The sequence below is a fragment of the Woeseia sp. D3-10 genome (genome assembly GCF_055809415.1).
Genome location: NZ_JBVVTW010000007.1, coordinates 901,542 through 915,474 on the forward strand (window position 1 = coordinate 901,542; position 13,933 = coordinate 915,474).

Here is a 13,933-nt window from a genome sequence, read left to right on the forward strand (position 1 = left end):
ATGCAAAATCGGGCAATGTGTAAGGAAAGGCGTCGAACTCATTGAATAGCCGAGTAGTACTGCACACCGTGCGCCGTCGAGACCGACTCCATCAATTCGAAACCGGACCACTCCAGCATAACGGGCTGCGCAAGCGGCTCGGGCGGGAAGGAACGCGCATGCCGGGCGATGGTGATGTGTGGGCGGTAAGTCGACTTCTGACGCGGTTGGCCCACGCCATCGGCAAGCGCATCCAATTCCTGCACAAGCCGGCTCAATGCCGGTGGTACGGAGGAAGCAAGCAGGCAGGCAATTTCTGGTCCCGGCCAAAATTCAACGCGGTCAAACCGCAGCCGAAACGGTTCCGTTCGTAATTCATGCGCCGCGCTCCGTAAGGACGGAATGTCCACATCAGGAACTGCACCGAGAAACAGCAACGTGACATGCCAATTGCCACGAAACACTGGCTTTCCTTCAATGCTGCTACTTGCGATTTTGATCGGGTCTCGCAACTGCTCTCGCTGTCGCTCATTGGGCCACAGCGCGAAGAACAGGCGCTTGTCAGGCATATTGTCGAAGTCGTTCCAGCACGCCCTGTTGAGCGACAGCAACGCTCTGCGCACGGACCTGCTGACGATCGCCGTCGAGCTGGCGACATTCAGCGAAAACATCGCAGCCGGACTTGCCGCGCCGGGCCCAGGCAAACCAGACCATGCCCACCGGCTTTTCGGCGCTGCCACCACCCGGACCTGCAACACCGCTCATCGCGACGCTGAAATCAGCACCGCTGAGTTGCAAAACACCTTCGGCCATTTCTTTGACCACCGCTTCGCTGACCGCACCGTGCTCAGCGAGCGTGCCATTGTGCACGCCCAGCACCGATTCCTTTGCACCGTTGGAATAACTGACGATGCCGTAAGCAAAGACCCGTGAACTGCCAGGAATATCGGTCAGTGCTTTTGCCACCCAGCCGCCGGTGCACGACTCTGCCGTAGCGACACTCTTGCCAGCCGCAGCCAGTTCATTAACCAGTGTTTCTGCCAGGTTTTGAAGTTCCGCATCAGTCATTCAATATTGATCGATACAGTTCGATGTGGCTCGCCACCATCGCCTCTATCGAAAACTCCTTTTGCATGCGCGCGCGACCGTTAGCACCAAATTGCCGCCTTCGTTCACTGTCGTCAAGCAACTCTGTGATTCCTGCGGTTAATGCAGCAACATCGCCTGGCGGCACCAACAACCCGGTCTCATTGTGCACGACCGCCTCGCACAATCCCCCGGCCGCAAACGCCACTACCGGCACCCCGGCGGCGGCGGCTTTGAGCGCTGCAACCCCCAGACCTTCGGCCAACGCCGGATGCACGAGCAAGTCGGCACAGGCGAGATAGTCATCGAGGTCCTCGCGAAAACCGGCGAACTGCACCGAGTCTGCTAAACCGAGGCTTGCGCTCAGCGAACGCAACTCAGCTTCCAGCGGCCCTTTTCCAAACAGAAGCAATTGCAACCGCGGATAGTGCGGCAACAATTTGCTCATCGCCTCCAGCAGGTGACGATGACCTTTGCGGTCAATAAGCTGCGCTACGCAAAACAGCACAGGATCACCTGACCGCAGGCCGAATTCCTGGCGAAACGAGAGGCTGTCCGGCGGCTCGTCGTAGTAGCTCGCATCCACCGCACTGCGGATGACTTCCAACCTGCCGCTCTTAACGCACGAGCCGCGCAGCACCTCGGCGATGGCATCTGAGATAGCAACAATTTTCCGGTACGGCCTGTACCGCAGGCGTGCCAGCCAGCCCGGCTCCCGGTTATCGACGCGCCGCGAAACCACTGCAGGAATGCCGTTCGCCCGTGCCGCTCGGCCACCGAGAAAATCAGCACCTCGGCGACTGTGGCAATGCACCAGGTCTGGTTTCTGTTCGCGAAATACCGTGCGGAGGCGGCCCACGAAAGCGAAATCCAGATCGCCGCGGCAGCTCAGGTTGACAATATCGATGCCGGCATCATCGGCAGCTTCCGCCAACGCGGAGTCACTGGCACAAACCAGCACGTTGTGAATGCCATTGCGATTCAGGCCGTCGATCAGCCACAACACCTGCTGCCCGCCACCGTAGAGATGACGTCCGGTTTCAACGTGCACGACTTTCATTGGCGCAGGCCCGCTCCGGGATCGACTTGCCGAAGATCAGAGGCTAGCATGGTCCGCCCGCGGCGGCGCCGTCGTGCCGCACTCGCTTGCCAAAAGTACCGATGAACGCAAAAGCCAGTACCGCCCATACGCCGATGATGCAACAGTACCTCGGCATCAAACGTGAATACCCCAACATGCTGGTGTTTTATCGCATGGGTGACTTTTACGAGTTGTTTTTCGACGACGCGAAACGCGCCGCGCAGTTGCTCGACATCACGCTGACTGCCCGCGGCAAGTCCGGAGGCAACCCGATTCCGATGGCCGGTGTGCCTTATCACGCCGCCGAAGGCTATCTCGCGAAACTGGTGCGCAAAGGCGAGTCCGTTGCTATCTGCGAACAGATCGGTGATCCGGCGCTGGCCAAGGGCCCCGTCGAACGTAAGGTTGTACGAGTCGTTACGCCCGGCACACTGACCGATGAAGCCTTGCTCTCGGCTCATCGCGACAACCTGGTGGCCGCCGTGTACGAAGATGCGTCCTCCGCCACTGGCAGGAAGAATGCCGCAACGATCGGACTGGCATGGCTGGACTTGTCGGGCGGCCGCTTCCGCCTGACCGAACTGGCCGACCGCGGCGCCTTATCCGCTGAGCTCGAGCGCTTGCGTCCGGCCGAGCTGATCGCCAGTGAAGACACATCGCTTACCGGCATGTTGCGAGACAGCCTGCGAATCAGTACCCGGCCCACCTGGCATTTCGACGTCGACAGCGCTACTCGTTTGCTCTGCGATCAGTTCGGCACCAAGGATCTCAGCGGTTTTGACGCCGCCGATACCCCGCTAGGTATCGCCGCCGCAGGCGCTTTGCTGCAATACGTCAGCGACATGCAGAAAACGGCGCTACCTCACCTGAATTCCTTGACTGTCGAACGTAGCGGTGACGCCCTGGTCATGGACGGTCCGACGCGACGCAACCTCGAACTCGAACAATCGCTCACCGGGCACCACGAGCACACACTTGCCGGCGTCATGGACCATTGCCAGAGTGCGATGGGTAGCCGCTTGCTGCGACGCTGGATACAGCGGCCGCTGTGCAATCCGTCAATTCTACGCTCCCGCTATCACGCCATTGGCGCGCTGATAGAACACAGCGCGATCGAAACCCTGAACGAACAACTCGATGGCATCGGCGATGTCGAACGCATTTTATCGCGAGTCGCATTGCGTTCCGCGCGCCCCCGAGATTTGTCGCAACTCTGTGCCACGTTGCAGCGTTTGCCTGCATTGCGACAGGCTCTTGAACCACTGGGCTCGCCGTTACTCCAATCACTGCGCGAGCAAATCAGCGAACATGGTAAACATCGACAGTTGCTCGAACGCGCACTGGTAGACAACCCGCCGATGCTAATCCGGGACGGTGGTGTCATAGCCGATGGCTACGACGACGAACTGGATGAGCTGCGCAACATCGCGACCAATGCCGATCAGTACCTTATTGACCTTGAGACCCGCGAGCGCGAACGCACAGGCATCAACACACTGAAACTCGGCTACAACCGGGTACACGGTTACTTCATCGAGATATCGAAAGGTCAGGCAAGCAAAGCGCCTGACGACTACACGCGCCGACAAACCCTGAAGGGCGCAGAACGTTACATCACACCGGAACTGAAAGAGTTTGAAGACAAGGTTCTGAGCGCGCGCGAACGCGCAATGAACCGCGAGAAGATACTTTACGAAGCGTTGCTGGATGAATTGATCGAAGTGCTTGGCACTTTGCAGGAGACGGCACACGCGCTCGCGGAGCTTGACGTATTGTGCTGTTTCGCGGAACGCGCACTCTCACTCAATCTCACACAACCGGAGATAGTCAGCGAACCGTGCATCGAGATAAGCGGCGGGCGCCATCTTGTTGTTGAGCAGGTTATTGATATCCCGTTCGTCGCCAACGATCTGACGTTCTCCGAACGAACGCGTTTGCAGGTGATCACCGGGCCGAACATGGGCGGCAAATCGACCTATATGCGGCAAACGGCTCTGATTGCGATACTCGCGCACGTCGGCAGCTACGTGCCAGCCGATGCACTGCGTGTAGGCCCACTGGATCGCATTTACACCCGCATCGGCGCGTCCGACGACCTTGCCGGCGGCCGCTCCACGTTCATGGTCGAAATGACCGAGACCGCCACGATCCTCAACAACGCAACCGAACGCAGTCTCGTGTTGATGGATGAGATCGGACGCGGCACCAGCACGTTCGACGGCCTGTCACTTGCCTGGGCTGCAGCGCATTACATGGGCGAAAAAGTCCGCGCGTTTACGATGTTCGCTACCCACTATTTTGAACTTACCGCACTGGCGGCAGAGATTCCCGGCTGCATAAACGTGCATCTCGACGCCACCGAACACAAAGGCCAGCTGGTCTTCCTGCACACCGTGAAGAACGGTCCGGCCAATCAGAGTTACGGATTGCAGGTTGCCGCTCTTGCAGGCGTACCCGGCTCAGTGATTAAACGCGCGCGCGGCTACCTGGCGGCACTTGAATCGCAACAATTTCGCGCCGATGACGGCCCGCAGGCACAGTTACCGCTGGCAATGTCATCCCCCGCTGACGACGCCGATGAACTACGTGTGACCCTCGCTGAAGTCGACCCTGACAGTCTCTCTCCCCGAGAAGCGCTGGACATTCTTTACCGGCTGAAAACCCTCGCCGACAACGACTGACCGTTCACTGTACGACCAACTATTGCCTGACTACCTTGGTTCAAGGCACAGGATCGTATTCGCCTGATCCTGCATAAAGACTTCGAAGCTCTCCACCTGCTATTTCGGACGAGTACCGGGGATAGCGAACGAGGTCCCACTGTATACCGTCAACTCACTGCGCAGTGCCGTCCCGGTGAATTCCTCGCGAACGAATGGAATGCCTGAAACGCGCTAGTCGTGGAGCCGCATGACGAATCGGCATTGGCAAAATGCCTGAAACCGGGCTAGCGGGAAGAACACTTACGTTGCACTTCGGACAGTGCTTCTTTATTGGTCCAGGACCAGACAGCCGCAACGGCTTCGGCTATCGGCATCCAGCAGTAGGCTGAGTGCTCCTCGTAGTCGAGGCAAATTTCGAGCGGCTGATCGACACAGAAATGCCATTCGTATTCCGTATTGTGGGTAACACCCGGCGCATAGCGGTGGCGCCAGCGCGGGTCGATCTCGAATTCACGCTGGCGACCCGAATACACTAGGCGCTCATCCGCGCGGATACCGGTTTCTTCGGCAAGCTCGCGAGCCGCTGCATCGGCGTGCGACTCATTGGGTTCGAGACTCCCGGTTACCGACTGCCAGAACAACAAGGGCTTGCAGCGCCGCAAGAGCAGCGCGTCGCCTGTGTAGGCGTACACGACGATCAACACGGATTCAGGACGGCGGTATTGTTCAGCCACATTCATGCGGCGTGAGACTTGCGTGTGGCGACGCAACTTTCTGAGCATCGTAAGCAGAACCGGCCGACAACAACTGAGTGGACTGCCAGCGTAGCAGGCCCATCATGTCAGACCGGTTACACCACACCGAACTTATTGTTCGACGTGGGTCTTGCGCAAGCGAATGCCGGTCTCTTTCAATTGCTCGGCCGACACCTCGCCAGGTGCGTTAGTTAGCGGACAATGCGCTGATTGAGTCTTCGGGAAGGCAATCACGTCGCGAATGCTGTCGGCACCGGCCATCAGCATGACCAGACGATCCAGACCAAACGCAATGCCGCCGTGTGGCGGACAGCCGTAAGACAATGCGCGCAGCAGGAAGCCGAATTTCTCTTCGGCCTCTTCCTCACTGATCGACAACAACTCGAATACGGCTGCCTGCATTTGTTGATCGTGGATACGAATGGAACCACCGCCCACTTCCGAACCGTTCAAGACCATGTCGTAAGCGCGTGACAGTACTTTGCCCGGATTTGCTTTCAGCTCTTCCGGATCCAACGTTGACGGAGCTGTAAACGGATGGTGCAGCGATGTCCAGCGGCCGGACGTCTTGTCCTTCTCGAACATCGGAAAGTCCACGACCCAGAGTGGCGCCCAGCCTTCTTTGACCATGCCACGGTCCGTGCCGACTTTGACGCGCAGCGCACCGAGCGCATCGTTCACAACATTGGCTTTATCAGCGCCAAAGAAAATCAGGTCGCCGTCTCTTGCAGCCGTTCGTTGCAAGATGCCCTCGACAGCGTCGTCAGGCAGGAACTTCAGAATCGGCGACTGCAATCCGTCACGACCTTTCGCGACCTCGTTAACCTTGATGTATGCCAGACCTTTCGCACCGTAACGGCCGACGTACGCCGTGTAGTCGTCGATCTCTTTACGGCTCAGTGCCGCACCACCCGGGACGCACAAGGCGGCCACGCGTCCATCTTCGTCTTTGGCAGGGCCTGCGAATACCTTGAACTCAACCGAGCCCATCAAATCGGACACTTCGATCAACTCCAGATCGATACGCAAGTCCGGCTTGTCCGACCCGAAACGCTGCATCGCTTCCGAGTACGGCATACGCGGGAACGGCGCAGGCAATTCGATATCCATCGCCTTGCGGAACAGTTCGCGCACCAGCTCTTCCATGATGCCGGTAACGGCCGCCTCGTCGACGAAGCTCAGCTCGATATCGAGCTGGGTGAATTCCGGTTGACGGTCAGCCCGCAGGTCTTCGTCGCGGAAGCAGCGCACGATCTGGTAATAACGATCCAGCCCCGACATCATCAGCAGCTGCTTGAATATCTGCGGTGATTGCGGCAAGGCGAAGAACTTGCCGGGATGGGTCCGGCTTGGAACGATGTAATCGCGTGCGCCTTCCGGCGTGGCGCGGGTCAGCATCGGCGTTTCGACATCGATAAAGCCGTTGTCGTCCAGGAAGTTGCGCATGGCGCGGGTTACTTTGTGACGCAGGCGCAGATTGTTCAGCATCGGTTCGCGGCGCAGATCGAGGTAGCGGTGCTTCAACCTCAGTTCTTCGTTGGCCTGCTCATCGTGGTGGAACGGCGGCGTCGCGGCATCATTCAACGTCGTCAGCTCACGCGACAACAGCTCGATTTTGCCGGTGCGCATGTTCGGGTTCACGGTGCCTTCCGGTCGCGCACGCACAAGGCCTTTGACCTCCAGCACGAACTCGCCGCGGATCCGCTCGGCCTCGGCAAACATTTCTGCCGTATCCGGATCAAAAACGACCTGCAGCAGACCCTCGCGGTCGCGCAGGTCGACGAAAATAACGCCACCGTGGTCCCGGCGGCGGTGTACCCAGCCGGCTACCGTGACTTCCTGTCCGATGAGCGATTCGTCTACCTGTCCGCAATAATGGCTACGCATGGTTAATTCCGGGAAATCGCGCGTCAAGCGCGTAAAAAAGAGGCGGAATGGTACGGCCTGCCGCCCTACTCTGCAAGGCAGGCCGCGGCCGGAAACGGTCGAAAATCAGTCTTTTGCGGACGGCTCGCCCGCCGCTTGAGCCGGCCTGCTCAAGGGCAGCTCGGCCGACTGACCCGCCTGCCAGGTCGGTACGACGACGCCCAGCGAGATGATCATTTTCAATGCCTCATCGACCTGCATGTCCAGTTCAATCACGTCTTCTCTTGGCACGATAATAATGAAACCGGAGGTCGGGTTCGGCGTGGTTGGCACGAAGCAGGAGATCACTTCCTTGCCAGTGCGCGCTTCAATCTCACCCAACTGGGTGCCGGTCTGGAACGCCAGACTGTAGATGCCCTTGCGTGGGTACTCGAGCATCAGGACCTTCTTGAACGACTGCCCAGAGTCGGACAACACCACCTCGGCGAAACTCTTCGACGACATGTAGATCGAGCGCACGATGGGAATTCGCTGCAACACGGACTCCCACAGCCCGACCATACTGCGGCCAACGATGTTCGCCGCCAGCACACCGGTCAGTAACACCAGGCCCAAGGTCAGTAGCAGACCCAGACCGGGCACAGCGAACGGCAACCACTCCTCTGGCCGATAGGTCGGAGGCAACCATTGCAGCGTCTTGTCCATCACGCCAACCACGAAACGCAGCAGCAGGAAGGTCACGGCAATAGGCAACCACACCAGAAGACCAGCAACGAAATAGCGGCGCAGGTTCTTCATTGGTGCGTACCTCCGTTATCGGTACGGTTCAGTCGCTTGACGACGCGCTGCTCGACTTGCTGTCCGCTTTCGCGACCGCAGGTTTGCTGTCTGTTTTCGGCGCGCTTGTGGTTCCGCTCTCCGCGGTACTCTTAGTGGAGGAACTTGCGGATGAATCGTTCTCACTCTTGTGCACGTTGCGCTGCTTGTCGGTCTTGAAATCCGTTTCGTACCAACCGCCGCCCTTCAGGCGAAAATTTGGCGCGGAAATCAATTTCTTCAGTTCAGGCTGCCCGCACTCCGGGCAATCAAGCAAAGGCTCGTCACTCATTTTCTGCAACGCATCAAATGTATGCGCGCATTTTTGGCAGGCATACTCGTAAATCGGCATGCAATCATCTCCGAACGGGGTAAGACCGGCGCGGAACTGCGCCAGCGGTTGTGATTATAGAGTCATTAGGCCGCATTCTGGAACTCCAGCATTTGCCCGCCCTCGCCGCCCACGCCGACTTCGATCGTATCGCCGGGGCAAAAGACACCTTCAAGTATCTTCTGTGCCAACGGATTCTCGACCTGCTGCTGGATTGCGCGCTTCAGGGGCCGGGCACCGTAAACCGGGTCGAAGCCGGCATCCGCGAGCCTGTCCAGTGCGGCATCACTGAGCGTAATGCGCATATCCCTGTCAGCCAGCCGCTGGTGCAGATAGCTCAACTGAATATCAACGATCTTGCGAATATGCTCGCGACCCAGCGGATGGAATACCACCACGTCATCCACGCGATTGATGAATTCTGGCCGGAAGTGCTGGCCGACAACCTCCATCACCGCGTTTTTCATCGTTTCGTAGTTATCGTCGCCCGCCAGCTCCTGAATCATCTGCGAACCGAGGTTCGAGGTCATTACGATGACCGTGTTGCGGAAATCAACCGTCCGGCCCTGGCCATCGGTCAGGCGTCCGTCATCCAACACCTGCAGCAATACGTTGAATACATCCGGGTGAGCTTTCTCAACTTCGTCCAGCAGAATGACGGAGTACGGACGCCGGCGTACAGCTTCGGTCAGGTAGCCCCCTTCTTCGTAGCCAACGTAGCCGGGCGGCGCACCGATAAGGCGCGCGACCGAATGCCGTTCCATGAACTCCGACATGTCGATGCGCACCATGGCATCGTCAGTATCGAACAGGAAGTTCGCAAGCGCTTTGGTCAGCTCGGTTTTGCCCACGCCGGTGGGACCAAGAAACATGAAGGAACCAATCGGTCGATTGGGATCAGACAGCCCGGCTCGTGAGCGACGGATAGCGTTCGCAACGGCAGTTACCGCTTCTGCCTGACCAACGACCCGTTGCTGCACGACGGATTCCATCGACAGCAGTTTTTCCTTTTCGCCTGTCAGCATTTTCGATACCGGGATACCAGTCCAGCGCGACACAATCTCCGCAACTTCCTCTTCCGTCACGTTGTTCCGTAGCAAGGTGGTTTCACGGTCCTCGGCCTGCATGGCAGTCTTGAGCTGTTTCTCCAGCTCGGGGATCCGCCCGTACTGCAGTTCCGACATGCGCGCGAGATCACCGGCACGGTGCGCCGTCTCGAGTTCCAGACGCGCGCGCTCAATTTCTTCCTTGATATGCGTCGCACCCTGCATGGCCGCTTTTTCAGCTTTCCACACTTCCTCGAGATCCGAGTACTGCTTTTCGAAATCGGATAGTTGTGTCTCGATGTCGTCCAGTCGTTTACGCGATGCATCGTCCGACTCTTTCTTCAGCGCTTCGCGCTCGATCTTGAGCTGGATGATGCGACGCTCGAGGCGATCCATTGATTCCGGTTTGGAGTCGATCTCGATACGAATGCGTGATGCAGCTTCATCGATCAGATCGATAGCCTTGTCAGGCAACTGCCGGTCACTGATATAACGATGCGACAGGGTTGCCGCCGCCACGATCGCCGGGTCGGTGATCTCGACACCATGATGCACTTCATAGCGTTCTTTAAGGCCGCGCAGAATCGCAATCGCGTCCTCAACGTTCGGCTCCTCAACCAGCACTTTCTGAAAGCGCCGTTCCAACGCCGCGTCTTTCTCAATGTACTGGCGGTATTCATCCAGCGTGGTGGCACCAACGCAATGCAGTTCGCCGCGCGCCAGCGCTGGCTTCAGCATATTGCCCGCATCCATCGAACCTTCGGCTTTGCCCGCACCGACCATCGTGTGCAGCTCGTCGATGAAGAGAATGATCTGGCCTTCCTGCTTGGCCAAGTCACTCAGCACCGCTTTCAAACGCTCTTCAAATTCACCACGAAATTTGGCGCCGGCGATCAACGAACCCATGTCCAGCGACAGTATGCGTTTGTTGCGCAGGCCTTCAGGAATTTCGTTATTGACGATGCGTTGTGCGAGCCCTTCGATAATGGCGGTCTTGCCAACGCCGGGTTCACCGATCAACACCGGGTTGTTCTTGGTGCGGCGCTGCAATATCTGGATAGTGCGACGTATCTCTTCGTCGCGACCAATAATCGGATCCAACTTGCCCTGCTCCGCACGCTCAGTCAGGTCGATGGTGTACTTCTCCAGCGCCTGCCGGGTCTCTTCGGCGTTCGGGTCATTCACCTGCTGACCACCCCGCAGCTCGTCAATAGCCTGCTCAACAGCACCGCGAATCGCGCCCGCCTGCACCAACACCTTCGCAAGTGGTGATTTATCTTCAAGTGCGGCAAGCACAAACAGTTCGCTCGAAATGAACTGGTCTTTGCGCTTCTGTGCCAGTTTGTCGGTGACGTTCAGCATCTTCGTCAGCTCGTTGCCGATATGCACGTCGCCACCGGTTCCTTCCACTTTTGGCAGGCGGTCGAGGGCATCGCCGAGTTGCGAGCGCAGCAAGTTGACGTTGGCACCTGATTTGGTCAGAAGGCCGCGCACCGAACCGCCCTGCTGGTCGAGCAGCGCGATCATCACGTGCACCGGCTCGATATACTGATGGTCCTGGCCAACGGCCAGCGACTGGGCATCGGACAGCGCCATCTGAAACTTGCTGGTCAGTTTGTCCATTCGCATATGAAATTCCTGCGTTAGTAAATCCGGGTTCGCTACTAAATTGCGGCAGACCGGCGCATTTCAAGCGGCCGTGCCTTGCGGTAACTACTTATTCCGCACGGTAAACGAAGCTCGCCATGCGTCCGCACTGGCCGTCCCGGCGGTAGGAAAAAAACGCATTGGTTTCGGTGTAGGTGCAATGTTCGCCGCCATACACCGCCGTAACACCAACGCTGGCAAGCCGAACACGGGCAAGTCCGTACAGATCCGCCTGCCAGCGACCGCGCTCATTACGCTCGAAGAATGGCGCTGAATTCGCGCCGCGGGCAACAAAGGCCTCGCGAACTTCTGCACCGACCTCAAAAGCTTGTTGTGAAATCGCTGGCCCCAGCCACGCCAGAATCCCGGATCGAGCCGGCAGTTTGGCCACCGTTGCCTCGAGCACACCGTCGAGCAGCCCCCTCCAGCCAGCGTGCGCGGCCGCGACCGCGCTACCGTCTTTGCAGACGAACAATACGGGCAGGCAGTCGGCAGTCAGCACCGCGCAGACCACGCCACTCTCGGTCGTGAGTGCGGCATCCGCTTCCGGGTTCTCGACGGGATTCGGTAGAACGGCCGCGGTCGTGCCGTGTACCTGACGCAGCCATTGCGGCTCGGCGGGCAGGCCAATGTCGTGCCGCATGCGTCGGCGGTTCTCGAGCACACACTGAAACTGATCGTTGACATGGTCGCCGAGGTTCAACGATGCATAAGGGCCGTCACTGGCCCCACCCGTGCGCAACGTCGTGCCGGCACGGATGCCGGCCGGTGCAGGCCAATTAGCAGCGATCCAGTTAGTCATCCCCGGCCATCGACCTGGCATGGCGCCGGAGCGCGGTCAGCAGTCCCTCGAAGTCGTCCGGCAGCGGCACCTGGAATTCGAGTGGTTCGCCACTCAGCGGGTGCTTCAGTTCTAGACGAGTTGCGCACAGTGCCTGGCGACGGAAAGCCCGCAGAACATCGGCCAGTGCTTCATCACCACCCCGCGGCAGGGCCAGCCGGCCGCCATAGACCTGGTCGCCGATCAGCGGGTGACGACGGTGCGCCATGTGCACACGAATCTGGTGAGTTCGGCCGGTTTCGAGTTTCACGTTAATGTGGGTATGCGCGGCAAATCGTTCTTTGACGCGGTAATGGGTAACAGCCGGTTTGCCATCGGACTGCACGCTCATGCGTACACGATCCACCGGGTGCCGCTTGATAGGCGCATCGACCGTGCCGCCAGCCGTCAGCACGCCGTTGCAGACCGCTTCGTAGTGACGATCTATCTCGCGATCAGCCAGCATACGGGTCAGTGCGGTGTGCGCCGATATGGTTTTGCCAACCAGCAGCAAGCCGCTCGTATCCTTGTCCAGGCGGTGCACGATACCGGCCCGCGGCAACTCAACGAGGCCTGCCGAGTGATGCAGCAAGCCGTTCATCAGGGTTCCACGCAAATTGCCCGCGCCGGGATGCACCACAAGCCCGGCGGGCTTGTTGATAACCAGCAGGTCATCGTCTTCAAACACGACTTCCAGCGTCAACGGTTCCGGCTTGCTGGTTACCGCGGGCTCCGGGAGGGACGCCAGCGATACCGCCTCGCCGCCATTGACCGGGTCGCGCGGCCGCCGCGCCTCGCCATCGACAGTGATCTGGCCCTTTTTCAGCCATTGCGCCAGACGACTGCGGGAATACTCCGGAAACATCTGCGCCAGTGCCTGGTCCAAGCGCTTTCCAGCCAGTTCCAGAGGGATAATTTGGTTTTGGTTCTCACTCATTACAACAATCGCTGCCTTGGGGCCGGAAACCGGAGAGTTTACGGTATACTCGCCCGCTTTGAGTGCCCGTCGGCAGATTTCACGGGCCCGGCAACACAGGTTTTCGCATAGATGAGTCTCCGCAATACTTTCGCCGCAAGCCGCATCACCACGATGCCCGCAAGACGCCTGACATTGGCGCTGGGTGCGCTGCTGGCCAGCCTGGCCCTGTCTGCCTGTGCCGGCAAAGACGAACGCGACGATACGCTGATCAATAATATTACCCGCGCGTACGAAACTGCCCAGACTTCAATGAGCAATCAGAATTACCGGCGTGCGATTCAGATTTTTGAAACTCTGCAGGCGCGATTCCCGTTCAGTGATCTCTCGAAACAAATCCAGCTCGAACTGATGTACGCGTATTACAAGAGCAATCAGCAAGATCAGGCGATCGACGCTGCTGATCAGTTCATGCGCGAAAACCCGACGCACGCACGTTACGACTACGCGCTGTACATTAAGGCGCTCGCGTACTTCGAACGAGACCCGGGCATGCTGGAACGAGTTTTCAAGCGCGATGTTTCCCGTCGCCCGCCGCGCGACGGTGCACTGGCGTTCTCGCTGCTAAAGCGACTCGTTGACCGTTATCCGGCCAGTCCGTATGCGCCCGACGCTGAGCAACGGATGGTGTACCTGAAGAATCGGCTGTCCGCCTACGAGAACGGCGTCGCACGCTTCTATCTGAGTCAGGAAGCCTACGTTGCCGCGCTGAATCGTGCCAAGAATGCACTCGAAGAATACAACGGCGCAGACAGCACCAAAGAAACGCTCGACATAATGATCGAAGCCTACGAAGGTCTCGGCATGAACGAGCTTGCAGCGGACACGCGACGAGTACGCAACGCGAATTTCCCAAGCGGCAGCTAA

At 58.7% G+C, this 13,933-nt stretch carries 12 protein-coding genes; 2 read left to right on the top strand and 10 right to left on the bottom strand.

Going from position 1 to position 13,933, the window contains the following annotated elements; translation table 11 throughout:
- Positions 1-38: 38 nt before the first annotated feature.
- Genes thpR through AC0L8N_RS04815 form a run of 3 tightly spaced genes read right to left on the bottom strand, consistent with a single transcriptional unit; the run spans position 39 to position 2,125 of the window.
- Positions 39-548, bottom strand: a complete 510-nt coding sequence (gene thpR / locus AC0L8N_RS04805; RefSeq protein ID WP_473666434.1) for an RNA 2',3'-cyclic phosphodiesterase — start codon at positions 546-548, stop codon at positions 39-41.
- Positions 541-1,047: a CinA family protein gene (locus AC0L8N_RS04810; RefSeq protein ID WP_473666436.1), complete on the bottom strand. Its 507-nt coding sequence runs from the start codon at positions 1,045-1,047 to the stop codon at positions 541-543. The genes thpR and AC0L8N_RS04810 overlap by 8 nt, the downstream gene beginning before the upstream one ends.
- Positions 1,040-2,125: a glycosyltransferase gene (locus tag AC0L8N_RS04815; RefSeq protein ID WP_473666437.1), complete on the bottom strand. Its 1,086-nt coding sequence runs from the start codon at positions 2,123-2,125 to the stop codon at positions 1,040-1,042. Before AC0L8N_RS04815 ends, AC0L8N_RS04810 begins: the two co-directional genes overlap by 8 nt.
- 101 nt (positions 2,126-2,226) lie before the next feature.
- On the opposite strand from AC0L8N_RS04815, the gene mutS reads away from it, so the two are divergent.
- Positions 2,227-4,827, top strand: a complete 2,601-nt coding sequence (gene mutS / locus AC0L8N_RS04820) for a DNA mismatch repair protein MutS (RefSeq protein WP_473666438.1) — start codon at positions 2,227-2,229, stop codon at positions 4,825-4,827.
- Between the two features lie 266 nt (positions 4,828-5,093).
- On the opposite strand, the gene nudB is transcribed toward mutS, so the two are convergent.
- The 7 genes from nudB to rluD all read right to left on the bottom strand — a co-directional run bounded on the left by nudB (position 5,094) and on the right by rluD (position 13,027).
- Positions 5,094-5,591 (bottom strand): dihydroneopterin triphosphate diphosphatase, encoded by a 498-nt coding sequence (gene nudB / locus AC0L8N_RS04825; RefSeq protein ID WP_473666439.1) that lies wholly within the window; start codon positions 5,589-5,591, stop codon positions 5,094-5,096.
- An 84-nt stretch (positions 5,592-5,675) separates the two neighbouring features.
- Positions 5,676-7,451 (bottom strand): aspartate--tRNA ligase, encoded by a 1,776-nt coding sequence (gene aspS, locus AC0L8N_RS04830; RefSeq protein ID WP_473666440.1) that lies wholly within the window; start codon positions 7,449-7,451, stop codon positions 5,676-5,678.
- Positions 7,452-7,556: 105 nt separating this feature from the next.
- Positions 7,557-8,228 (bottom strand): DUF502 domain-containing protein, encoded by a 672-nt coding sequence (locus tag AC0L8N_RS04835; protein ID WP_473666441.1) that lies wholly within the window; start codon positions 8,226-8,228, stop codon positions 7,557-7,559.
- Positions 8,229-8,256: 28 nt separating this feature from the next.
- Positions 8,257-8,598, bottom strand: a complete 342-nt coding sequence (locus AC0L8N_RS04840; RefSeq protein ID WP_473666442.1) for an FmdB family zinc ribbon protein — start codon at positions 8,596-8,598, stop codon at positions 8,257-8,259.
- A gap of 65 nt (positions 8,599-8,663) precedes the next feature.
- Complete coding sequence (gene clpB, locus AC0L8N_RS04845) at positions 8,664-11,252, bottom strand: ATP-dependent chaperone ClpB (protein WP_473666443.1); 2,589 nt, start codon at positions 11,250-11,252, stop codon at positions 8,664-8,666.
- Positions 11,253-11,340: 88 nt separating this feature from the next.
- Positions 11,341-12,072, bottom strand: a complete 732-nt coding sequence (gene pgeF / locus AC0L8N_RS04850) for a peptidoglycan editing factor PgeF (RefSeq protein ID WP_473666444.1) — start codon at positions 12,070-12,072, stop codon at positions 11,341-11,343.
- A complete protein-coding gene (gene rluD, locus AC0L8N_RS04855) occupies positions 12,065-13,027 on the bottom strand; it encodes a 23S rRNA pseudouridine(1911/1915/1917) synthase RluD (RefSeq protein WP_473666445.1) in 963 nt (320 codons plus the stop codon). Before rluD ends, pgeF begins: the two co-directional genes overlap by 8 nt.
- Positions 13,028-13,138: 111 nt before the next feature.
- Between rluD and AC0L8N_RS04860 the strand changes: the two genes are divergently transcribed.
- On the top strand, positions 13,139-13,933 hold the full coding sequence (locus AC0L8N_RS04860) for an outer membrane protein assembly factor BamD (protein WP_473666446.1): 795 nt from the start codon (positions 13,139-13,141) through the stop codon (positions 13,931-13,933).

What these genes read in the sequence shown, in the direction of transcription:
- thpR (WP_473666434.1), bottom strand. Translation starts at nt 548, where the DNA reads ATGCCTGACAAGCGCCTGTTCTTCGCGCTGTGGCCCAATGAGCGACAG.
- AC0L8N_RS04810 (WP_473666436.1), bottom strand. Translation starts at nt 1,047, where the DNA reads ATGACTGATGCGGAACTTCAAAACCTGGCAGAAACACTGGTTAATGAA.
- AC0L8N_RS04815 (WP_473666437.1), bottom strand. Translation starts at nt 2,125, where the DNA reads ATGAAAGTCGTGCACGTTGAAACCGGACGTCATCTCTACGGTGGCGGG.
- mutS (WP_473666438.1), top strand. Translation starts at nt 2,227, where the DNA reads ATGAACGCAAAAGCCAGTACCGCCCATACGCCGATGATGCAACAGTAC.
- nudB (WP_473666439.1), bottom strand. Translation starts at nt 5,591, where the DNA reads ATGCTCAGAAAGTTGCGTCGCCACACGCAAGTCTCACGCCGCATGAAT.
- aspS (WP_473666440.1), bottom strand. Translation starts at nt 7,451, where the DNA reads ATGCGTAGCCATTATTGCGGACAGGTAGACGAATCGCTCATCGGACAG.
- AC0L8N_RS04835 (WP_473666441.1), bottom strand. Translation starts at nt 8,228, where the DNA reads ATGAAGAACCTGCGCCGCTATTTCGTTGCTGGTCTTCTGGTGTGGTTG.
- AC0L8N_RS04840 (WP_473666442.1), bottom strand. Translation starts at nt 8,598, where the DNA reads ATGCCGATTTACGAGTATGCCTGCCAAAAATGCGCGCATACATTTGAT.
- clpB (WP_473666443.1), bottom strand. Translation starts at nt 11,252, where the DNA reads ATGCGAATGGACAAACTGACCAGCAAGTTTCAGATGGCGCTGTCCGAT.
- pgeF (WP_473666444.1), bottom strand. Translation starts at nt 12,072, where the DNA reads ATGACTAACTGGATCGCTGCTAATTGGCCTGCACCGGCCGGCATCCGT.
- rluD (WP_473666445.1), bottom strand. Translation starts at nt 13,027, where the DNA reads ATGAGTGAGAACCAAAACCAAATTATCCCTCTGGAACTGGCTGGAAAG.
- AC0L8N_RS04860 (WP_473666446.1), top strand. Translation starts at nt 13,139, where the DNA reads ATGAGTCTCCGCAATACTTTCGCCGCAAGCCGCATCACCACGATGCCC.